The organism is Micromonospora sp. WMMD998 (assembly GCF_029581235.1).
GTDB lineage: Bacteria > Actinomycetota > Actinomycetes > Mycobacteriales > Micromonosporaceae > Micromonospora.
Map to the genome: position 1 here is coordinate 590,234 of NZ_CP120740.1, position 17,953 is coordinate 608,186.

Consider the following 17,953-nt stretch of genomic DNA (forward strand, 5'->3'; position numbering starts at 1 on the left):
GTCACGCCACCCCCGAACGCCCGGCGGCGCCCACTTCCCGGGCGTCGGCGTCGGCTGCGGCGCCGGCACGCTCCCGCGCGGGTCCTCCCGGGCTGCCCTGCTCGCGCAGCGCGAAGCGGCGGAGCTTCCCCGTCGGCGTGCGGGGCAGGGCGGCGAGGCGGGTGACGCCACGGGGAACCTTGAACGGCGCCACCCGGCCGTCCAACCAGCGAGCGAGGTCGTCCACGGTGGGGGTGTCGGCGCCGGGCACCGGTACGACGAAGGCGTGCAGCCGGGTGGCGCCGGTCTCGTCCGGTCGGGCGGTGACCGCGGCCTCCGCGACCGTCGGGTGCTCCTCGATGAGGTGCTCCACCGGCTGAGGTGCCAGCGTGATCCCGCCGACCATCTCCAGGTCGTCCACCCGGCCGTGCAGGGCGTACGTCCCGTCGCCGTGCCGTACCGCCAGGTCCCGGGTGCGCAGCCAGCCGCCCACCAGGGTGCGGGCGGTCTCCTCCGGCCGGTTCAGGTACCCGGTCATGACCGTCTCCCCGGCGACCCAGAGTTCCCCCTCGACCCCGTCGGGCACCGCCACCCCGTCGCCGTCGAGCAGCCGGAGGCGATGGCCCGGGACCGGGCGTCCGACCGTCCCGTCTCGGTGCTCCGTCACGGTGTTCGCGCAGAAGGCGTGTCCCGCTTCGGTGGAGCCGACCTGATCGAGCAGCGGGACGCCGAGCAGTTCCCGGGCCCGCGCCGCGAGCTCCGGTCGCAGCGCCTCACCGGCGGAAACGGCGGCCCGGAGACTGCCGAAGGCGGCCCGGTCGCCGGCGGCGACGAGTTGTGCGTACGACGTCGGCACCCCGTAGAGCAGGGTGACCCGGTGCTCGGTGACGAGTTCCGCGACCGTCGCGGGCGCCGGTCGTTCGGGCAGCAGCACCGCCGACGATCCGGAGAAGAGGGGGAAGACGAAGGCGTTTCCGAACCCGTAGGCGAAGTGCAGCTTGGAGATCGAGAGGGTCACGTCGTCGGCGCTGCTGTTCAGCACACCGAGCCCGACGTACCGGTAGTACGCCTCCGGGTCGGCGTGCCGGTGGACAGCGCCTTTCGGATCACCTGTGGTGCCGGAGGTGTACTGCACGTACAGGGGATCGGTGCCGGCCACCGGAACCGCCGGGACAGGACTCGCCCGGCCGGCCCGGTCGAGCAGTTGGGTCGGGGAGAGCGTACGGACGTCGAACCGGTCCGTCAGTTCCTCGGGGCAGAGGACGAGACCCGGGGCGCAGTCGGCGACGAGCGCCGCGTGCTCCGGAGCGGCAAGCGCCGGGTTGGCCAGGACCGCGACCGCTCCGGCCCGAGCCACGGCCAGGAACGAGACCACCCAGGCGGCGCTGTCGGGCAGCGCCAGAAACACCCGGTCGCCCGGCCTGATCCCTTCGGCCGCCAGTATCCGGGCGGCCCTGCCGGCCAGATCGTGGATGGCTCCGTGGGACCAGGTCCGGCCCGGCTCGCGGACGGCTGGGCGCTGGCTCCAGCCGCGTTCCGCGCAGCGCCGTTCCAGCGTGGCCGCGAGATTCATGGCGAGAGCCCTTCTGCTGCTGGACGGGTACGGATGTTCCTGGCTGATACGGACTTTCCCGGGGAATTCGGCGGAGGCGGAAGTTCCGGTAAGAATGAGAGCCGATGTCGACCGTAGAGCGCCGCGGAGGCGGGCGGCAAGTATTCGATTCGACATCCGGACCGGCCCGGATAAATCTTTTTCTGCTTCCGGATGTGAGTGTCGGGAGAATGTGCTAGGACCGCCAGCGTTCCTGTTGGGGAACCGTTCCGGTGGGTTTCGGCGAGGCCGGTAAAGCTCATTACTTAGGTGATCCTAGGTACCCGTCCGGGTACCTTCCGCGGTAGCAGACAGGTGCCTTCGCGCACTTCACCGGTTTGAGCGGAGACCGATCCCGTGGCACCGTGAGTCGGGTGTCGTACAGATTCCGCGAGGTCGATTCCAGTGATTACGCAATCGAGATGCACGGTGTGCATTACGACGCGCGGGAGATCGAAGCTTCAGTGCGTGAGTGTGTCACCGCCGGGAACGTCTGCGCCATCCAGCCGGAGTACGGCGGGGAGCTGACGCTGATCCTGGAAACGGCTGACGCCGGCGGACCGGAGCTGGCGCGCCGGGTCATGGGTGCCGTGGTGGACCGGCATGGACTGGCCCCGGGCACCGTCTGCCTGGTCCCCGGTGGGGAGTTGGACGGTTCGGGCCAGCCGGACGGTGCGGGTGGACGCGCCGCCCCGTGGCGGCACGAGGTGCTGCGGCGGCTCCGGGCCGGCGAACTCACCGTGGCCTACCGGCACGAGGCCCGGCCCGGCGGCGGCCGACCCGCCCCGAGCGCCACCGGCGAGTCGCCGACCGCAGCGGCAGCCGACGGCGGACCAGGTCCGGACGCCTCCCCGACGCAGGCCGGTCCCGGACTGACCGCCGAGGCGATGCGCGCCGACGTGGCCCACCTGCTGGGGATCGAACCGACCGACATCGACCCGGACGTCGACCTGGTGGGGCTCGGCCTCGACTCGCTGCGCACGATGCAGTTGGTGAACCAGTGGCGGCGCAACGGCACCGACCTGACCTTCGCGGAGCTGGCCGAGGCGCCGGTACTCCACCGGTGGTGGGAACTGCTCGCGGCGGCCGGGAGCGGACCGGCCGAGCCGGCGGACGTCCACCCGGTCGACGAGACCGCGCCCTTCCCGTTGACCCCGGTGCAGCACGCCTACTGGATCGGCCGCCGGGACGACCAGGTCCTCGGCGGGGTCGGCTGCCACTTCTACGTCGAGTTCGACGGCGGTGGAGCGGGCGGCACCGCACCGGTCGACCCGGACCGGCTGGCGGAAGCGGTCCGTGCCCTGCTGCGCCGGCACGGCCTGCTGCGGGCCCGCTTCCTCGACGACGGCACCCAGCAGATCCAGCCCGAACCGACCTGGCCCGGTCTGAAGGTGCACGACCTGCGGGCCGGCGACGCGGCCGAGGTCGACGCGGAACTGGCCGCCGAGCGGGACAGGCTGGCGCACCGGCGACTGGCGGTCGAGCGGGGCGAGGTGTTCGACCTGCGCCTCAGCCTGCTGCCCGGGGGACGCCAGCGGCTGCACCTGAACTTCGACCTGCTCGTCGCCGACGTCCTGAGCATCCAGCTCATCCTGACCGACCTGACCCGCCTCTATGTCGACGGCCCGTCGGCGGATCTGCCGCCACTGCCGTACGGCTTCCCGACCTACCTGGCGCACCAGGAGAGCCGGCGGCGGCAGGCCCGTGAGCAGGACCGGGAGTACTGGCGGGAGCGCCTGCCCGACCTGCCGGACGGTCCGCAGCTACCGCTCGCCGTCGAGCCGGCGCTCATCGAGACGACCCGGTTCCAGCGGCGCGACCACCTGCTGGACCGGGCCGCGCGGGGGCGGCTGGAGCACCTGGCCCGGCAGCACGGGGTCACCCTGCCGATGGTTCTCGCCACCGCGTACGCCGAGGTGCTCGGCGCCTGGAGCGCCGAGCAACGGTTCCTGCTCAATCTGCCGCTCTTCGACCGGGAAATCGTCGACCCCCACGTGGCGCGGATCGTCGCCGACTTCACCAACCTGCTCCCGATGGATGTCGACCTCCGCGGGCCCGGCTCGTTCGGGCAGCGGGTGCACGGGCTCCAGGAGCAACTCCGAGCCGGCATCGGGCACAGCGCGTACACCGGGGTCGAGGTGCTCCGGGACCTCGCGCGCACCCGGCCGGACGACCGCATCCCGGCGCCTGTGGTCTTCACCAGCGCGATCGGCATGGGCGACCTGGTGGGCGAGGAGGTCCAGCGGACCTTCGGCCGGCTCGGGTGGATGCTGTCGCAGACTCCGCAGGCCTGGCTCGACCACCAGGTGACCGAGCGCGACGGTGGCCTGTATCTGGTGTGGGACGCGGTGGCGGAACTCTTCCCGCCCGGCGTGCTCGACGACATGTTCGCCGGCTACCTGCGGTTGCTGGACTGGCTGGCGCGAGGTGAGTGGGACGAGCCGTCCCCCGCCCTCCTGCCCGCGGCGCAGTCCGCCGTGCGGCGCACGGTGAACGCCACCGAGGGAACGGTGCCGGACCGCCCGATCCACGCCGACTTCTTCGACCGGGCGACGGCCGATCCGGGTCGGACCGCGCTGATCGCGGGAGACCGGGTGGTCAGCTACGGCGACCTGGCCGACCGCGCGTTGCGGATCGCCGCGGCCCTGCGCGAGCGGGGCATCGGGCGAGGCGACGTGGTCGGGGTGACCCTGCCGAAGGGCCCGGAGCAGATCGCGGCGGTGCTCGGGGTGCTGGCCGCCGGGGCGGCGTACCTGCCGGCCGGGCCGGATCAGCCGCCGGCCCGCCGGGCCCGGATGCTGCGGCGGGCGGCGGTACGGGTGGTGCTCGCCGATGGCGACGTCGCCGGCTGGCCGGACGGGGTCGAGCCGGTGCCGGTCGCGACGACGGCGACCCGGGAGCCGCTCGACGGCTGCGTCGCGGTGCCGATGACCGACCCGGCGTACGTGATCTTCACGTCCGGTTCGACCGGCGAGCCCAAGGGGGTGGAGATCGCCCACATCGCGGCCCGGAACACCATCGACGATGTCAACGAGCGGTTCGGCGTGGACGGGAACGACCGGGTGCTCGCCGTCTCGGCGCTCGACTTCGACCTGTCGGTGTACGACATCTTCGGACTGCTCTCGGTCGGCGGGGCGCTGGTGCTGGTGGAGGAGGACGAGCGGCGGGACGCGTACCGCTGGGTCGAGCTCTGCCGCGCCCACCACGTGACCGTCTGGAACACCGTCCCCGCGCTGTTGGACATGCTGCTGCTCGCCGCCGGCGACCCCGACCGGCCGGCCCGGGTGCTGCCGGAGCTGCGCCTGGTGCTGGTCTCGGGCGACTGGGTCGGCCTCGACCTGCCGGGACGCGCGGCCACCGCCACCGGTGGCTGCCGGTTCGTCGCCCTCGGCGGCGCCACCGAGGCGTCGATCTGGTCGAACCACGTCGAGGTGGCCGAGGTTCCCGCCCACTGGCCGAGCGTCCCGTACGGCCGTCCGCTGCGGAACCAGCAGTACCGGGTCGTCGACGACCAGGGTCGGGACCGCCCCGACTGGGTCCCCGGCGAGCTGTGGATCGGCGGTCTCGGCGTCGCCACCGGCTACCGGGGGGACCCGGAGGCGACCGAGGGCTCCTTCCTGACCGTCGCCGACGCCCGCTGGTACCGCACCGGTGACCTGGGCCGGTACTGGCCCGACGGCACCCTGGAGTTCCTCGGCCGCACCGACCACCAGGTGAAGGTCCGCGGCCACCGGATCGAGCTGGGCGAGGTCGAGGCCGCGCTGCTGGCCCACCCGGCGGTCGCCGCCGCCGTGGTGCTGGCGGTCGGCCAGCCCACCCGCCTGGCCGCGACGATCGTGCCGCGGCCGGAGGCCGCAGCGGACGACGCCGAGGGCGATCGGCCGTCCGTGGGCGGGGACGAACTGCTCGCCTTCCTCCGTGAGCGGCTCCCCGCCCACTCGGTCCCGACCAGCGTCACAAGCGTCACCGAGCTGCCACTGACAAGCAACGGCAAGGTGGACCGTCGGGCTCTCGCGGCCCGGGCCGAGGATGCCGCCGCGCCGGCCGCGGTGGAGCCACCGCGGGGCGACATCGAGGAGACGGTCGCCGAGGTCTGGGCGGAACTGCTCGGCACGACTGCCGTGGGCCGGTGGGACAACTTCTTCGCACTCGGCGGGGACAGCCTGCTCGCCACCCGGATGATCTCCCGGCTGAACGCCGCGGGCTTCGCCGGCGCCGACCTCGGCCGGCTCTTCCGCACGGCGGAGTTGGCCGGCTTCGCCGCCGACCTCCGGCACGGCGGCCCGGAACGGCCGACGCCGACGCTGCGGCCCGATCCGGAGCACCGCTACGACCCCTTCCCCCTCACCGACGTGCAGCGGGCCTACTGGATCGGCCGTACGGACACCTTCGCGTTGGGTGGTGTCGGCTGCCACTTCTACACCGAGTACGACGGCGCGGGGATCGACATGGACCGGCTCACCGACGCCTGGAACCGGGTCATCGAGCGGCACGAGATGCTCCGGGCGGTTTTCCTGCCCAGCGGCGAGCAACGGATTCTCCCCAGCGTGCCGCGGTTCGAGATCCCGGTCGTCGAGGTCGGAGCCGGTGCCGGTGCCGCCGAGGAGGCGCTCGCGCAGCAGCGGGACGCGATGTCGCACCAGGTCCTCGACGCCGGCCGTTGGCCGCTGTTCGATGTCCGCGCGGTGCGCTACGGCGACCGGACCCGGCTCGCGGTGAGCATCGACAGCATCCTCATCGACGCGCTCAGCGCGATGATCCTGATGCGCGAGGTGGACACGTTCTACCGCCGGCCCGACGCCGAACTGCCGCCGGTCGGCGTCTCGTTCCGGGACTATCTGCTCGGCGCGGGGCCGGACGAGAGCAGCCGGGCCGAGTCCGAGTCCTACTGGTCGGACCGGGTCGACAGTCTGCCCGAGGGGCCAGCCCTGCCGCTGGCCAAGGACCCCGCCACCGTGCAGCGGCCCCGGTTCCTCCGGCGGGAGCAGCAGCTTCCGGAGTCGCGGTGGCGCCGGCTGCGCGAGCTGGCCCAGCAGCACGGGCTGACCGGCTCGGCCCTTCTCGCCACGGCCTTCGCCGAGGTGCTCGGCGCCTGGAGCGCCCGGGCGGATCTCACCCTCAACGTGACCCTCTTCGACCGTCGGGACGTTCACCCGGACATCGATGCCGTTCTCGGTGACTTCACCTCGCTGCTGCTCGTGGGTTACCAGCCCGAGCCGGGCGAGAGCTGGCTCGACGCCGCCCGCCGGATGCAGCGGAGGATGGGCGAGGACCTGGCGCACAGCGATGTCTCGGCGGTGTGGGTGATGCGGGAGCTGGCCCGGCGCCGGGGCAGCCTCGACGTCAGCATGCCGGTGGTCTTCACAAGTACGCTCGGGGTCACCGACGACGTCGTCATCGAGCCCTCGTTCGCCGAACGGGTCTGGGGGATCTCCCAGACGCCCCAGGTCTGGCTCGACCACCAGGTCATGGAGCGGGCCGGCGGCCTGCTGCTGGTCTGGGACGCCGTCGAGGAACTGTTCCCCGCGGGCGTGCTGGACGCGATGTTCGCGGCGTACATGCGGCTGCTGGAGTGGCTCGCCGAGGGCACCTGGGCGGAACCGGTGCCGGCGCTGCTCCCGGCCGAGCAGCGGATCGTCCGGGCCGACGTGAACGCCACCGCCGGACCGGTACCCGACGGACTGCTGCACACCGGGTTCTTCCGGCGGGCCGCCGAGTCCCCGGAGCGGGTCGCGCTGCTCAGCGACGACGGCCAGCTCACCTACGGCGAGCTGGCCGGACAGGCGCTCCGGGTGGCCGGTGCGCTGCTCGGGCACGGCGTCCGCCCCGGTGACCTGGTCGGGATCACGCTGCCCAAGGGGCCGGAGCAGGTGGCCGCGGTCCTCGGCACGCTGGCCGCCGGGGCGGTGTACGTGCCCTGCGGGGTGGAGCAGCCGCCGCTGCGCCGGAATCGGATCTTCACCGGTGCCGGTGTGCGCCTGGTCCTCACCGACACCGCCTCCCGGGACTGGCCGGACACGGTGCGGGCGGTGCCGTTCACCGATGCGGTCCGGGCCACCGCGACCGCCGAGCCGGTGCCGCTGAGCCCGGACTCACCGGCGTATGTGATCTTCACCTCCGGCTCGACAGGCGAGCCGAAGGGCGTCGAGATCACCCACGCGGCGGCCGGGAACACCGTCGACGATGTCAACGAGCGGTTCGGGGTACGGGAGACGGATCGGGTCCTCGCCGTCTCGGCGCTCGACTTCGACCTGTCGGTGTACGACATCTTCGGGCCGCTCGCCGCCGGTGGGGCCCTGGTGCTCCCCGCCGAACACGAACGGCGGGAGCCCCAGTCCTGGCTGCGCCTGTGCCGCGAACACCAGGTGACCCTGTGGAACAGCGTCCCGGCGCTGCTGGACATGCTGCTGGTGGCGCTGTCCGGCGACGCGCCGGCCCCGGCCCCGGGGCTACGGCTGGTCCTCGTCTCCGGCGACTGGGTGGCAGTGGACCTGCCGGGCCGGGTGGCGGCGGCGTTCGACGGGTGCCGGTTCGTGGCGCTCGGCGGCGCCACCGAGGCCGCCATCTGGTCCAACGCGGTCGAGGTGACCGAGGTGCCGGAGTCATGGACCGCCGTACCGTACGGCCTGCCGCTGCGGAACCAGCGGTACCGGGTGGTGGACGACCGGGGCCGGGACTGCCCTGACTGGGTCGCCGGAGAGCTGTGGATCGGGGGCGCCGGAGTCGCCACCGGGTACCGCAACGACCCGGAACGCACCCGCGAACGTTTCGTCGACTATGCCGGGGAGCGCTGGTACCGCACCGGGGACCTGGGCCGCTACTGGCCCGACGGCACGCTGGAGTTCCTCGGCCGGACCGACCACCAGGTGAAGGTGCGAGGGCACCGGATCGAGCTGGGCGAGGTGACCGCGGCGCTGGCCGCCTACCCCGCGCTGAGCGCTGCCGCCGCCGTCGCGGTCGGCCGGCCGCCCCGGCTGGTCGCCTTCGGTGTGCCCGAAGTCGGCTGCGGCGACGAGGACCTCGCCGGACTGGAGGAGTTCGTCGCCGCTCGGCTGCCGGGCTACGCGGTGCCGGGTGTCTGCCTCGTCCTGGAGGAGCTGCCGCTGACGGCCAACGGCAAGGTCGACCGGTCCGCCCTGGAGAAGCTGGCCGATGAGGACGGTGGCCCGGCCGAGCCCGGCGAGCCGCCCCGGGGCGAGGTCGAGGAGGCGGTCGCCGCGATCTGGGCCCGGCTGCTGGACCTGCCCGGCGTGGGCCGGGAGGAGAACTTCATCGCCCTCGGCGGGGACAGTCAACTCGCCGCCCGGCTCGCCGCGGCGCTGCGGGAGCGGTTCGGGGTGGACATCTCGTTGCGGCAGCTCTTCGCCGCTCCCACCATCGCCGGGACAGCACGGCTGATCGACGGTTTTGAGGAAGGCGCGCTATGACCCGCTCGATGACCACGCCGACGCCCGCCGAGCTGATCGCCGATCTGCGCGATCTCGGCATGCAGCTCTGGGCGGACGACGGCCAGCTCCGGTTCCGGGCGCCCAAGGGGGTACTCACCCCGGAGCGTCGGGAACTGCTCACCGCCAACCGGGAGGCGGTGCTGGCGTGCCTGGACGCGGAGACCACCACCGTGACGCCCGATCCGGAGCACCAGCACGATCCGTTCCCGCTGACCGACGTGCAGTTGGCGTACCTGCTCGGCCGGCGGGACGCCTTCGACTACGGGGACGTGCCCTGCCAGGTCTACGCCGAGATGGAGTATCCGTCGCTCGACGCGGAGCGGCTGGAGGAGGCGTGGAACCTGCTGGTGCGCCGCCACGGCATGCTGCGCGCCAGCTTCGACCTCGACGGGCGCCAGCAGGTACGGCCGGAGGTGCCCCGCTACCGGATCGCGGTGGCCGACCTGCGGGGCGCCGCCGCCGAGGACGTGTGCTCCGCCCTCCGCGCCACCCGGGAGGAGTTGGATCACCGGGCGTACGACCCGCGGGAGTGGCCGCTGTTCGAGCTGCGGCTGACCCACACCGACGAGGGCACCATCCTGCACGTCTCGGTGGACTTCCTGATCGCCGACTACCTGAGCATCCAGGTGCTCCTCGACGAGCTGCACCAGGCGTACGACGGGGTGGAGCTGCCGGAGCTGGAGATCACCTTCCGGGACTACCTGCTCGCCGAGCGCGGCAGCCAGGAGGGGAGCCGGTACGAGCGGGACCGGGCCTACTGGCTGGACCGCCTGCCCGAGCTACCAGGCGCGCCGGAGCTGCCGGTCCGCCAGAACGGCGATGCCGATCAGGCCCGCCACCCGGATCGGGGGACATTGGGGCGCAGCCGGCCGGGCCGGTTCCGCCGGCTGTCCACCACGGTCCCGGCGGAGCGCTGGACGGCGCTCCAGCAGGCGGCCCGGGAGCAGCGGCTCACGCCCTCGACCGCGGTCCTCGCGGCGGTGGCCGAGGTGATCGGCCGGTGGAGCCGCAACCCCCGGTTCTGTCTCAACCTGACCCTGCTCAACCGGGAGCCGGTGCATCCGCAGATCGGGCGGTTGGTCGGTGACTTCACCACGGTCAGCCTGCTGGCCGTGGAGACCGCACCCGAACTCGGCTTCGCCGAGCGGGCCCGTGCGGTGCAGGACCGGCTCTGGGCGGACATGGACCACCGCCAGTTCAGTGGCGTGTCGGTGATGCGGGAACTGGCCCGCGAACGCGGCCGGTCGGCGGCGCTGATGCCGGTCGTCTTCACCAGCACCCTCGGGCTGGGCGAGGAGTCCGAGCCGGAGCCCGCGACCGGGTTGAGCGGCACCGTCGGCTACGGCCGCAGCCAGACTCCCCAGGTCTGGATCGACGCCCAGGCCATGGTCGAGCGGGGTGCGCTGACCGTCCGCTGGGATGTCCGGGAGGGGATCTTCCCCGATGGCATGGTCGACGACATGTTCGGCGAGCTGTCAACGTTGCTGCACCGGCTCGCCGCCGAACCGGCGGCCTGGCAGTCGCCATCCCCGATCGACCTGCCGCCCGCGCAGCATCGGGCCAGGGCCGCCGCCAACGACACCGCCGGGCCACTGCCCGAGGGGCTGCTGACCGACGACGTCATCGCGGCGGCCCTGCGACACCCGGACCGGGTCGCCGTGACCGGACCGGGCGGGAGCATGACCTACCGGGAGCTGCTCGGCCGGGCCTCGGGAGTGGCCGCCGCGCTCCGGTCCGACGGCTGCCAGCCGGGGGAGATCGTGGCCCTGGCGATGGAGAAGGGCTGGGAGCAGGTGGTCGGGGTGCTCGGCGTGCTCCTCGCCGGCGCCGCCTACCTGCCGCTGGACGCGAATCAACCGCCGGCCCGGCGGGACCGGATCCTCGCCGACGCCGGGGTCCGGCGGGTGCTGGGCCAGTCCTGGTCGTCGCTGCCGCCGCCTCCGGGCACGCTCTTCGTCGACACCCTGGACGACGCCGACGCCGACGGCGCCGGCCCGGCCGACGCACCGGATCCCGGCCGGCACCCGGACGACCTGGCCTACGTGATCTACACCTCGGGCTCCACCGGTACGCCGAAGGGCGTGATGATCTCGCACCGGGCGGCGTTGAACACCATCCAGGATGTCAACCGCCGCTTCGGCGTGACCGCCGACGACCGGGTGCTCGCCCTCGCGGGGCTCGGCTTCGACCTCTCGGTGTACGACCTGTTCGGGCTCCTCGGCCTCGGCGGACAGGTGGTGATGCCGGCGGCCGACCGCCGGGGCGACCCGGCGCACTGGGCGGAACTGCTCGCCGAACACCGGGTGACCGTCTGGAACTCGGTGCCCGCACAGATGCAGCTCCTCGCCGACTACCTGGCGGTGGAGCCCCGGGCGGATCTCGACGCGCTGCGGCTCGCCCTGCTCAGCGGAGACTGGATCCCGGTCGGCCTCCCCGACCGGGTCCGGGAACTGCTGCCCGGACTCCGCATGGTCAGCCTCGGTGGTGCGACCGAGGCGTCGATCTGGTCGATCTTCCACCCGATCGACGCCGTGGACCCCGGCTGGCGGAGCATCCCGTACGGCCGGCCCCTGACCAACCAGAGCTTCCATGTCCTGGACCGTTGGCAGCGTCCCAGCCCGGACCATGTCCCCGGTGAGCTGCACATCGGCGGGGCGGGACTGGCCCTGGGCTACCTCGGCGACCCGGAGCGGACCGCCGAGCGGTTCGTCGACCATCCGCAGCACGGCCGGCTCTACCGCACGGGAGATGTCGGGACGTACCACCCCGACGGGGCACTGGAGTTCCTCGGTCGGGAGGACCGCCAGGTCAAGATCCGGGGACACCGGATCGAGCTGGCCGAGGTCGAGGCGGCCCTGGCCACCGCCGAGGGGGTCGCGGCGGCGCATGTGCTGGTGGACGGGGCGGACGCGACGCGCCGGCGGCTCGTCGCGTTCGTACAGACCGCGGCCGGAGTCGCGGACCGCCCGGACGACGAGCGGCACCGGCTGCTCGCCGCCGCGACCACCGCCGGCGAGGCGACCACCGACGCCGTCGACGCGGCCGAGTTGGCCGAGTTCATGCGACGGCTGGACCGGGCCGGTCTGCTCGGGATGCTGCGTGCGCTCGGGGAGCAGGGCCTCTTCTCCTCGCCGGAGGAGACCCACGACACGGCGGAGATCCTCGACCGGTCCGGGACCGCTCCCCGGCACCACCGGCTGGTCCGGCGCTGGCTCAACGCCCTGGTCCGGGCCGGGCTGCTCACCGAACGCGACGGCCGGTACGCCGCGCCCCGCCGGATCGGCGCGGGCGATCTGGCGGACGCCTGGGCGGCCGTGGACGAGTTGCAGCGGGAGGACCAGTACCCGGCGAAGCTGATCGACTACTTCCGGACCAGCACCGAGTCGCTGCCGCGGCTGCTGCGCGACGAGTTGGACCCGCTGCCGCTGCTGTTCCCCGAGGGGCGGCTGGACATCTCCTACGCCGCCTACCGGGACAATGTGATCAGCCGGTACGTCAACCACGGGGTCGTGGGCCTGCTCCGCGAGCTGGCCGACACCCGGCCGGAGACGCTGCGGGTGCTGGAGGTCGGTGCCGGCGTCGGCGGCACCAGCACCGTGCTGATCCCGGCCCTCGCCGACGCCGACGTGGACTACCTCTTCACCGACGTGTCCCAGTTCTTCCTCACCGAGGCGCAGCAGCGCTTCGGCGACCGGGCGTCGTACGGGCTGCTCGACATCAACACCGACCCGAGGTCCCAGGGCTACCTGCCGAACAGCTTCGACGTCGTGCTCTGCGCCAACGTCCTGCACAACTCGCGGGACGCGGCGGTGGTCCTGGGTCGGCTCCGGGAGCTGCTCGCCCCCGGCGGGTGGCTGGTCTTCATCGAGACCACCCGGGAGAACGTCCAGATCATGACGTCGATGGAGTTCATGATGCCGGAGAAGGATCCGGCCAAGTGGGACTACGACGACCTGCGGCGCGGCCGGGACCAGACCTTCCTGGACGTGGCGCAGTGGCGGGGACTGCTCACCGACGCCGGCGCGGACGTGCTGCTCGACCTGCCCGGTGCCGGCGACGTGACCGAGCCGCTCGGCCAGCACGTCTTCGCCGCCCGGTTCAAGGCGGACCGGGCGGACGTCCGCCCGGCCGGCCTGCTGCGCCACTGCGCCCAGCGGGTGCCCGAATACATGCTCCCCGCCCAGGTGCAGGTCGTCGACGCGCTGCCGCTCACCGGCAACGGCAAGGTCGACCCGTCGGCGCTGGCCGGCTGGATCATCCGGGACGGCGCCGCCGCCCAGCCGGCGGACGCCGCTCCTGCCGACGAGTTGGAACAGCGGATCGCCGCGGTCTGGGCGGACCTGCTCCAGGTGCCCCGGGTCGGCCGGGAGCAGGACTTCTATCAGCTTGGCGGGGATTCCCTGCTGACCGCGCGGCTGGCCGGTCGGCTCCGGGAGGAGGTGACCGAGGCGGGCGAGGTGCCCTACGACACCCTGCTGCGGGTGGTCCTCAACCGGCCCACGGTGGCCGCTCTCGCCGAGCACCTGCGGGCCGGGCAGCACCGGGTCGACGATCCGAGCGCCCCGGCGGAGCCGAGTTCTCCCCTGCTGCCGCTCGTCGACGCCCCCGGTGACGCGGTGCGGGTGCTGGTGCACGACGGGGTCGGGACGCTTGCCGCGTACCGGAATCTGGTGCCCATGTTGGGCGACGCCGGCCCGGTGGTCGGTCTGGCGGTGACCGGCGACGACCCCTACCAGGACGAGGACCCGGCCGGGCTGGTCGAGCGCCGGGCCGGCGACTACACCCGCCGGCTGCTGGAGACCGGCGCCACCCGGTTCCACGTCGTCGGCTACTGCATGGGCGGCCTGCTCGCCCTGGAGGTCGCCCGGCAGCTCACCGAGTCCGGCGCGACGGTAGCCAGCCTCACCATCATCAGCAGCTACAGCCTGCCGCACACGATCGAGGACGAGTTGGTGCTGGAGTACGTCTTCGCCCGGCTGCTCCACCTGGACACCGAGGCGTTGGGCTACCCGGACGACGAAACGACCGCCCGGGCCTTCCAGGAGGTCCTGGCGCGTACCCCCGGCCGGGTTCCGGTCGGGGCGCTGGACGGCCTGGCCGACGACCCGGCGTTGGCCGGGGCCGCGGCACAGTTCGCGGCGCTGCGCCGGACCCCTCAGCCGAACCGGCTGGCCGCCGTGGAGAAGCTGTTGGCCGGTCAGTCCGAGGAGGCGGCGGTTCCGCTGGAGTTGGGCGGTCTCTACGACCTCTACCGGCACAGCATGCGCGCGGTGACCCGGCACGAGGCCACCCCGTACGCCGGGGACATCACGTTCCTGCGGGAGTTGGAGGACACCGGGTTCCTGCCCTGGCTGCGGCGGGACATGACCGACTACTGGCGGGACGTCTGTCTGGGCGATCTCTCCGTGGTGGATGTCCCCGGCGACCACTTCTCCTGCCTGCGACCGCCGCACGTCCGTCGGGTCGCCGACGTGCTGGCCGAGGTGCACCGGGGGGCGCGGTGACGGGTCCGGTCGTCGGGGTGCTCGGCTGCTACGGGGCGGTCGGGTCGGCGGTGGTCGAGCTGTTGGCGTCGGCGGATGTCCGGCTGCGGCTCGGCGGCCGACGGCCCGCGCCGCTGGCCGACGTCGCCCGGGGGGCCGGCGTGCCCCGGGAGGCCACCGCACTCGTGGACGCCGCCGACCGGCGCCGCCTCGCCGAGTTCGCCGCCGGCTGCGCGGTCGTCGTCGACTGCACCGGTCCGGCGTACCGGGCGGAGGCCGGCGTGGTGCGGGCGGCGGTCGCCGCCGGGGCCGACTACGTCGGGGCCGCCGGCGAGCACCGGTACGCCGACCTGCCCGCCGGCCGCCGGGTGGTGGTCGGCGCGGGGATGACGCCGGGCTTGACCTTCGTGTTGCCCCGGGCCCTGGCCGCCGAGGGGTTCGACCGGCTCGACCGGCTGACCGCCTACACCGGCGGGCGGGACCGCTTCACTCCCGGCGCCGCGCGGGACTACGTGGCGGGGATGGTCGAGGGGGCCGGTCGGTCGCTGGCCGCGTGGCTCGGCGGTCGCCGGGTGCCGGGCGCGTTGACCCCGCTGGACCGGGTCGAGCTGCCGTACTTCCCGGGCCGGGTCACCGCGCACCCGTTCCTCACCACCGAGGCCGAGCGGTTGGCGGCCACGCTCGGGCTCGCCGAGGTGCGCTGGTACCACGTCTTCGACGGGGAGCAGGCGCTGCGGGCGCTGAGCACGGTGGACCCCGGAGAGATCGACCCGGCGGCGGACCAGTTGGTGCGGGCGGCCGAGTTGGAGACCTTCGGCAGGTCGACGTACCAGCTCATCGTCCTGCAACTCGACGGCGCCGCGCAGGGCCGCCCGGTGACCCGGACCCTGGCGCTGCGGGCGGTGGACAGCTACCGGTTGACCGCTGAGGCGGCGGTGCTCGCCACCCGGGCGGTGCTCGCCGGTCAGGTGCCCCCGGGTTCGCACCACGCGGGCGAGGTGCTCGATCCGGCCCGGGTGACGGAGCGGTTGGTGGCCTCACCGAACGTCCGCCAGATGGAGTTCGTCGATCGGCCGGCAGCGGTTGAGGAGGGTGCGCTGTGACCGGGAACGTGGTGGTCTGCGGGACCGGCTTCGGCCGGGTCTATCTGCGGGCCCTGGAACGTGCCGAGCCGTCGCTGCGGCTGGCCGGGGTGCTGGCCCGTGGCAGCGCCCGCTCGGTGGCCTGCGCGGAGCGGGCCGGGGTGCCGCTCTACACCGATCCGGACGATCTCCCCCCGGAGATCGACCTCGCGGTGGTCGCGGTCTACGCCGGGGTGAACGGTGGTGCCGGCACCGAGCTCGCACAGCGGCTGATGGGGCGCGGCATCCATGTCCTTCAGGAGGGGCCGCTGCACCAGGACGAGCTGAGCGGCGCGCTGCGTGCCGCCCGGCGGGCGGGGGTGATGTACCAGGTCAGCACCCACTACGTGGAGGTGGAGCCGGTCCGGCGGTTCATCGCCGTGACCCGGGCGCTCGCCGCCCAGCAGCCGTTGCTCCATCTCGACGCGACCTGCGGGCTCCAGGTCTTCTATCACCTGTTCGACATCCTCCGGCTGGCGTTGGGCGGACTGCGTCCGTGGTCGTTCGCGGAGACGGTGCCGTCAGCCGGCGGGTTCGCCACCCTGGTCGGGGAGGTACGGGGGTTGCCGGTGACGCTGCGGGTGCAGAACCAACTGCACCTGACGGACCCGGACAACCACGCCCACCTGCTGCACCGGATCACCGTCGGCGCCTCGGGCGGGAACCTGACCCTGGTGAACACCCACGGCCCGCTCATCTGGAGCCCGCGTCCGCACTTTCCCGCGCAGGGGCAGACCGCCAGCCGGCTGGACGAGAGTCCGGGTGAGCACCTGGACTACCCCAGCGCCAGCCCGATCGGTCCGGCCGAGGCACCCAGCTACCGGAACATCGTGGGGGAGCTGTGGCCGGCAGCCGCCGGCCGGGCGTTGGCCGGTCTGCACCGGGCGGCCCGGGAAGGCGCCGACCCGCTCACGACCGGGCAGTCCCACCTCGCCGTCGCCGGAGTGTGGCGGGACGCGAGCCGCCGTCTCGGCCCGCCGGAGTCGCTCGACGGGCCGGCGCCCCGACCGCTGTCCGTGAAGGAGGTAGACGTTCTGTGATGATCACAAATGGTCAGCGCTGGCTGCGCCGACTCACCACGGCCGACGTACCGGGCGGGCGGCCACGGGTACGACTGGTGGCGCTTCCCCATGCCGGCGGGGCCGCGAGCTTCTACCATAAGTGGGCCCGGCTGTTGCCGAGGGATGTGGAGCTCATGGCGGTCCAGTATCCGGGCCGGCAGGACCGCGCGGACGAGCCGTGCGCGGTGACCATGCCGGAACTGGCTGACCCGATCGCGGCTGCCCTTGCTCCGATGGCCGGGCCGACGATGGCCGTCTTCGGACACAGCATGGGGGCGGCGGTCGCCGTCGAGGTCACGCGGCGGCTGGAGGAGCGGATCGGGCGGCCCCTGCTGCGGCTCTTCGTCTCCGGCCGTCCCGCTCCCCACCGGCAGCGTCCCACCGCCGTCCACGAGGGCGGCGACGACGCGCTCCTGGCGGACCTGCGCCGGCTCGGTGGGACCGACGAGTCCCTGCTCACCCAGCCCGGGCTGCGGGAGATGGTGTTGCCGAGCCTGCGCGCCGACTACCGGTTGATCGAGCGGTACCGGCCCGCCCCGGCGGCTCCGCTGCGGACCCCGATCACCGCGCTCTGCGGCGATCGGGATCCGGAGGTGAGCCCCGAGGAGGCGGCTGCCTGGCGGGAGCAGACAAGCGGCGGCTTCCACGCCCAGGTGATCGACGGTGATCATTTCTACGTCACCGACCGGCCGGTCGCGGCGGTCCGGGCGGTCCTGGCGGACGTACGGCCGCAGGTTCCGCTGGCGGCGGCGTGGCCGTCGACGCCGTAACCCGCCAGATCAAAACAGCCTTTAGGGTTTGAGCGATAGCTTTTGGTGAAACAAGACAGGAAAGACTACGGAAGGGATGAATCATGACGACGGTCAACCACGACCTGGAGAAGGAGCTCTTCGAGCTGGAGCAGGAGGGGTGGCGGGCGATCTCGTCGGCGAACGGCGACTTCTATCGCAAGCTGGTCACCCCGCAGACCCTCGTGGTGGAGCACGACGGGATCTCCACCGGTGACGACCTGGTCGCGGAGATCGACGGGAACACCTCCCCGTTCACCGGCTTCACCCTCGACGAGCAGCGGATCGTTCCGATCAGTGACGACACCGCCGTCATCACCTACCGGGCGGTCGCCGAGGTGAGCGGCCGAGGCACGTTCCGGCTCTACATGTCCAGCGTCTGGCAGCGTCAGGCGGACGGCTGGAAGCTGCTGTTCCACCAGCAGACGCCGATGTCCAACCAGGAGAGCTGAGATCGACAGGGGCGCCGGCCCACGCGCTGG

General features: G+C 73.2%; 7 protein-coding genes. 6 read left to right on the forward strand and 1 reads right to left on the reverse strand.

Annotation, left to right across the window (positions count from 1 at the left end; all coding sequences use genetic code 11):
• Position 1: 1 nt before the first annotated feature.
• Positions 2–1,552: an AMP-binding protein gene (locus O7619_RS02735; protein WP_282285463.1), complete on the reverse strand. Its 1,551-nt coding sequence runs from the start codon at positions 1,550–1,552 to the stop codon at positions 2–4.
• Positions 1,553–1,992: 440 nt separating this feature from the next.
• Between O7619_RS02735 and O7619_RS02740 the strand changes: the two genes are divergently transcribed.
• The 6 genes from O7619_RS02740 to O7619_RS02765 all read left to right on the forward strand — a co-directional run bounded on the left by O7619_RS02740 (position 1,993) and on the right by O7619_RS02765 (position 17,923).
• Complete coding sequence (locus O7619_RS02740) at positions 1,993–8,997, forward strand: non-ribosomal peptide synthetase (RefSeq protein WP_282285465.1); 7,005 nt, start codon at positions 1,993–1,995, stop codon at positions 8,995–8,997.
• The gene (locus tag O7619_RS02745) at positions 8,994–14,522 is read left to right on the forward strand and encodes a non-ribosomal peptide synthetase (RefSeq protein ID WP_282285466.1); all 5,529 of its coding nucleotides are present in this window, start codon (positions 8,994–8,996) and stop codon (positions 14,520–14,522) included. The genes O7619_RS02740 and O7619_RS02745 overlap by 4 nt, the downstream gene beginning before the upstream one ends.
• On the forward strand, positions 14,519–15,604 hold the full coding sequence (locus O7619_RS02750; protein WP_282285467.1) for a saccharopine dehydrogenase NADP-binding domain-containing protein: 1,086 nt from the start codon (positions 14,519–14,521) through the stop codon (positions 15,602–15,604). Before O7619_RS02745 ends, O7619_RS02750 begins: the two co-directional genes overlap by 4 nt.
• On the forward strand, positions 15,601–16,662 hold the full coding sequence (locus O7619_RS02755) for a Gfo/Idh/MocA family oxidoreductase (protein WP_282285468.1): 1,062 nt from the start codon (positions 15,601–15,603) through the stop codon (positions 16,660–16,662). The genes O7619_RS02750 and O7619_RS02755 overlap by 4 nt, the downstream gene beginning before the upstream one ends.
• Entirely contained in the window at positions 16,662–17,453 is a 792-nt protein-coding gene (locus tag O7619_RS02760; protein WP_282285469.1) for an alpha/beta fold hydrolase, read from the forward strand. Before O7619_RS02755 ends, O7619_RS02760 begins: the two co-directional genes overlap by 1 nt.
• A gap of 83 nt (positions 17,454–17,536) precedes the next feature.
• Positions 17,537–17,923 carry a nuclear transport factor 2 family protein gene (locus O7619_RS02765; protein WP_282285471.1) on the forward strand — a complete coding sequence of 129 codons (387 nt, stop codon included), beginning with the start codon at positions 17,537–17,539 and terminating at the stop codon, positions 17,921–17,923.
• The last annotated feature ends 30 nt before the right edge of the window (positions 17,924–17,953 follow it).

Coding starts and splice junctions, on each gene's coding strand:
- O7619_RS02740 (WP_282285465.1), top strand. CDS start 1,993: ATGCACGGTGTGCATTACGACGCGCGGGAGATCGAAGCTTCAGTGCGT.
- O7619_RS02760 (WP_282285469.1), top strand. CDS start 16,662: ATGATCACAAATGGTCAGCGCTGGCTGCGCCGACTCACCACGGCCGAC.
- O7619_RS02735 (WP_282285463.1), bottom strand. CDS start 1,552: ATGAATCTCGCGGCCACGCTGGAACGGCGCTGCGCGGAACGCGGCTGG.
- O7619_RS02765 (WP_282285471.1), top strand. CDS start 17,537: ATGACGACGGTCAACCACGACCTGGAGAAGGAGCTCTTCGAGCTGGAG.
- O7619_RS02745 (WP_282285466.1), top strand. CDS start 8,994: ATGACCCGCTCGATGACCACGCCGACGCCCGCCGAGCTGATCGCCGAT.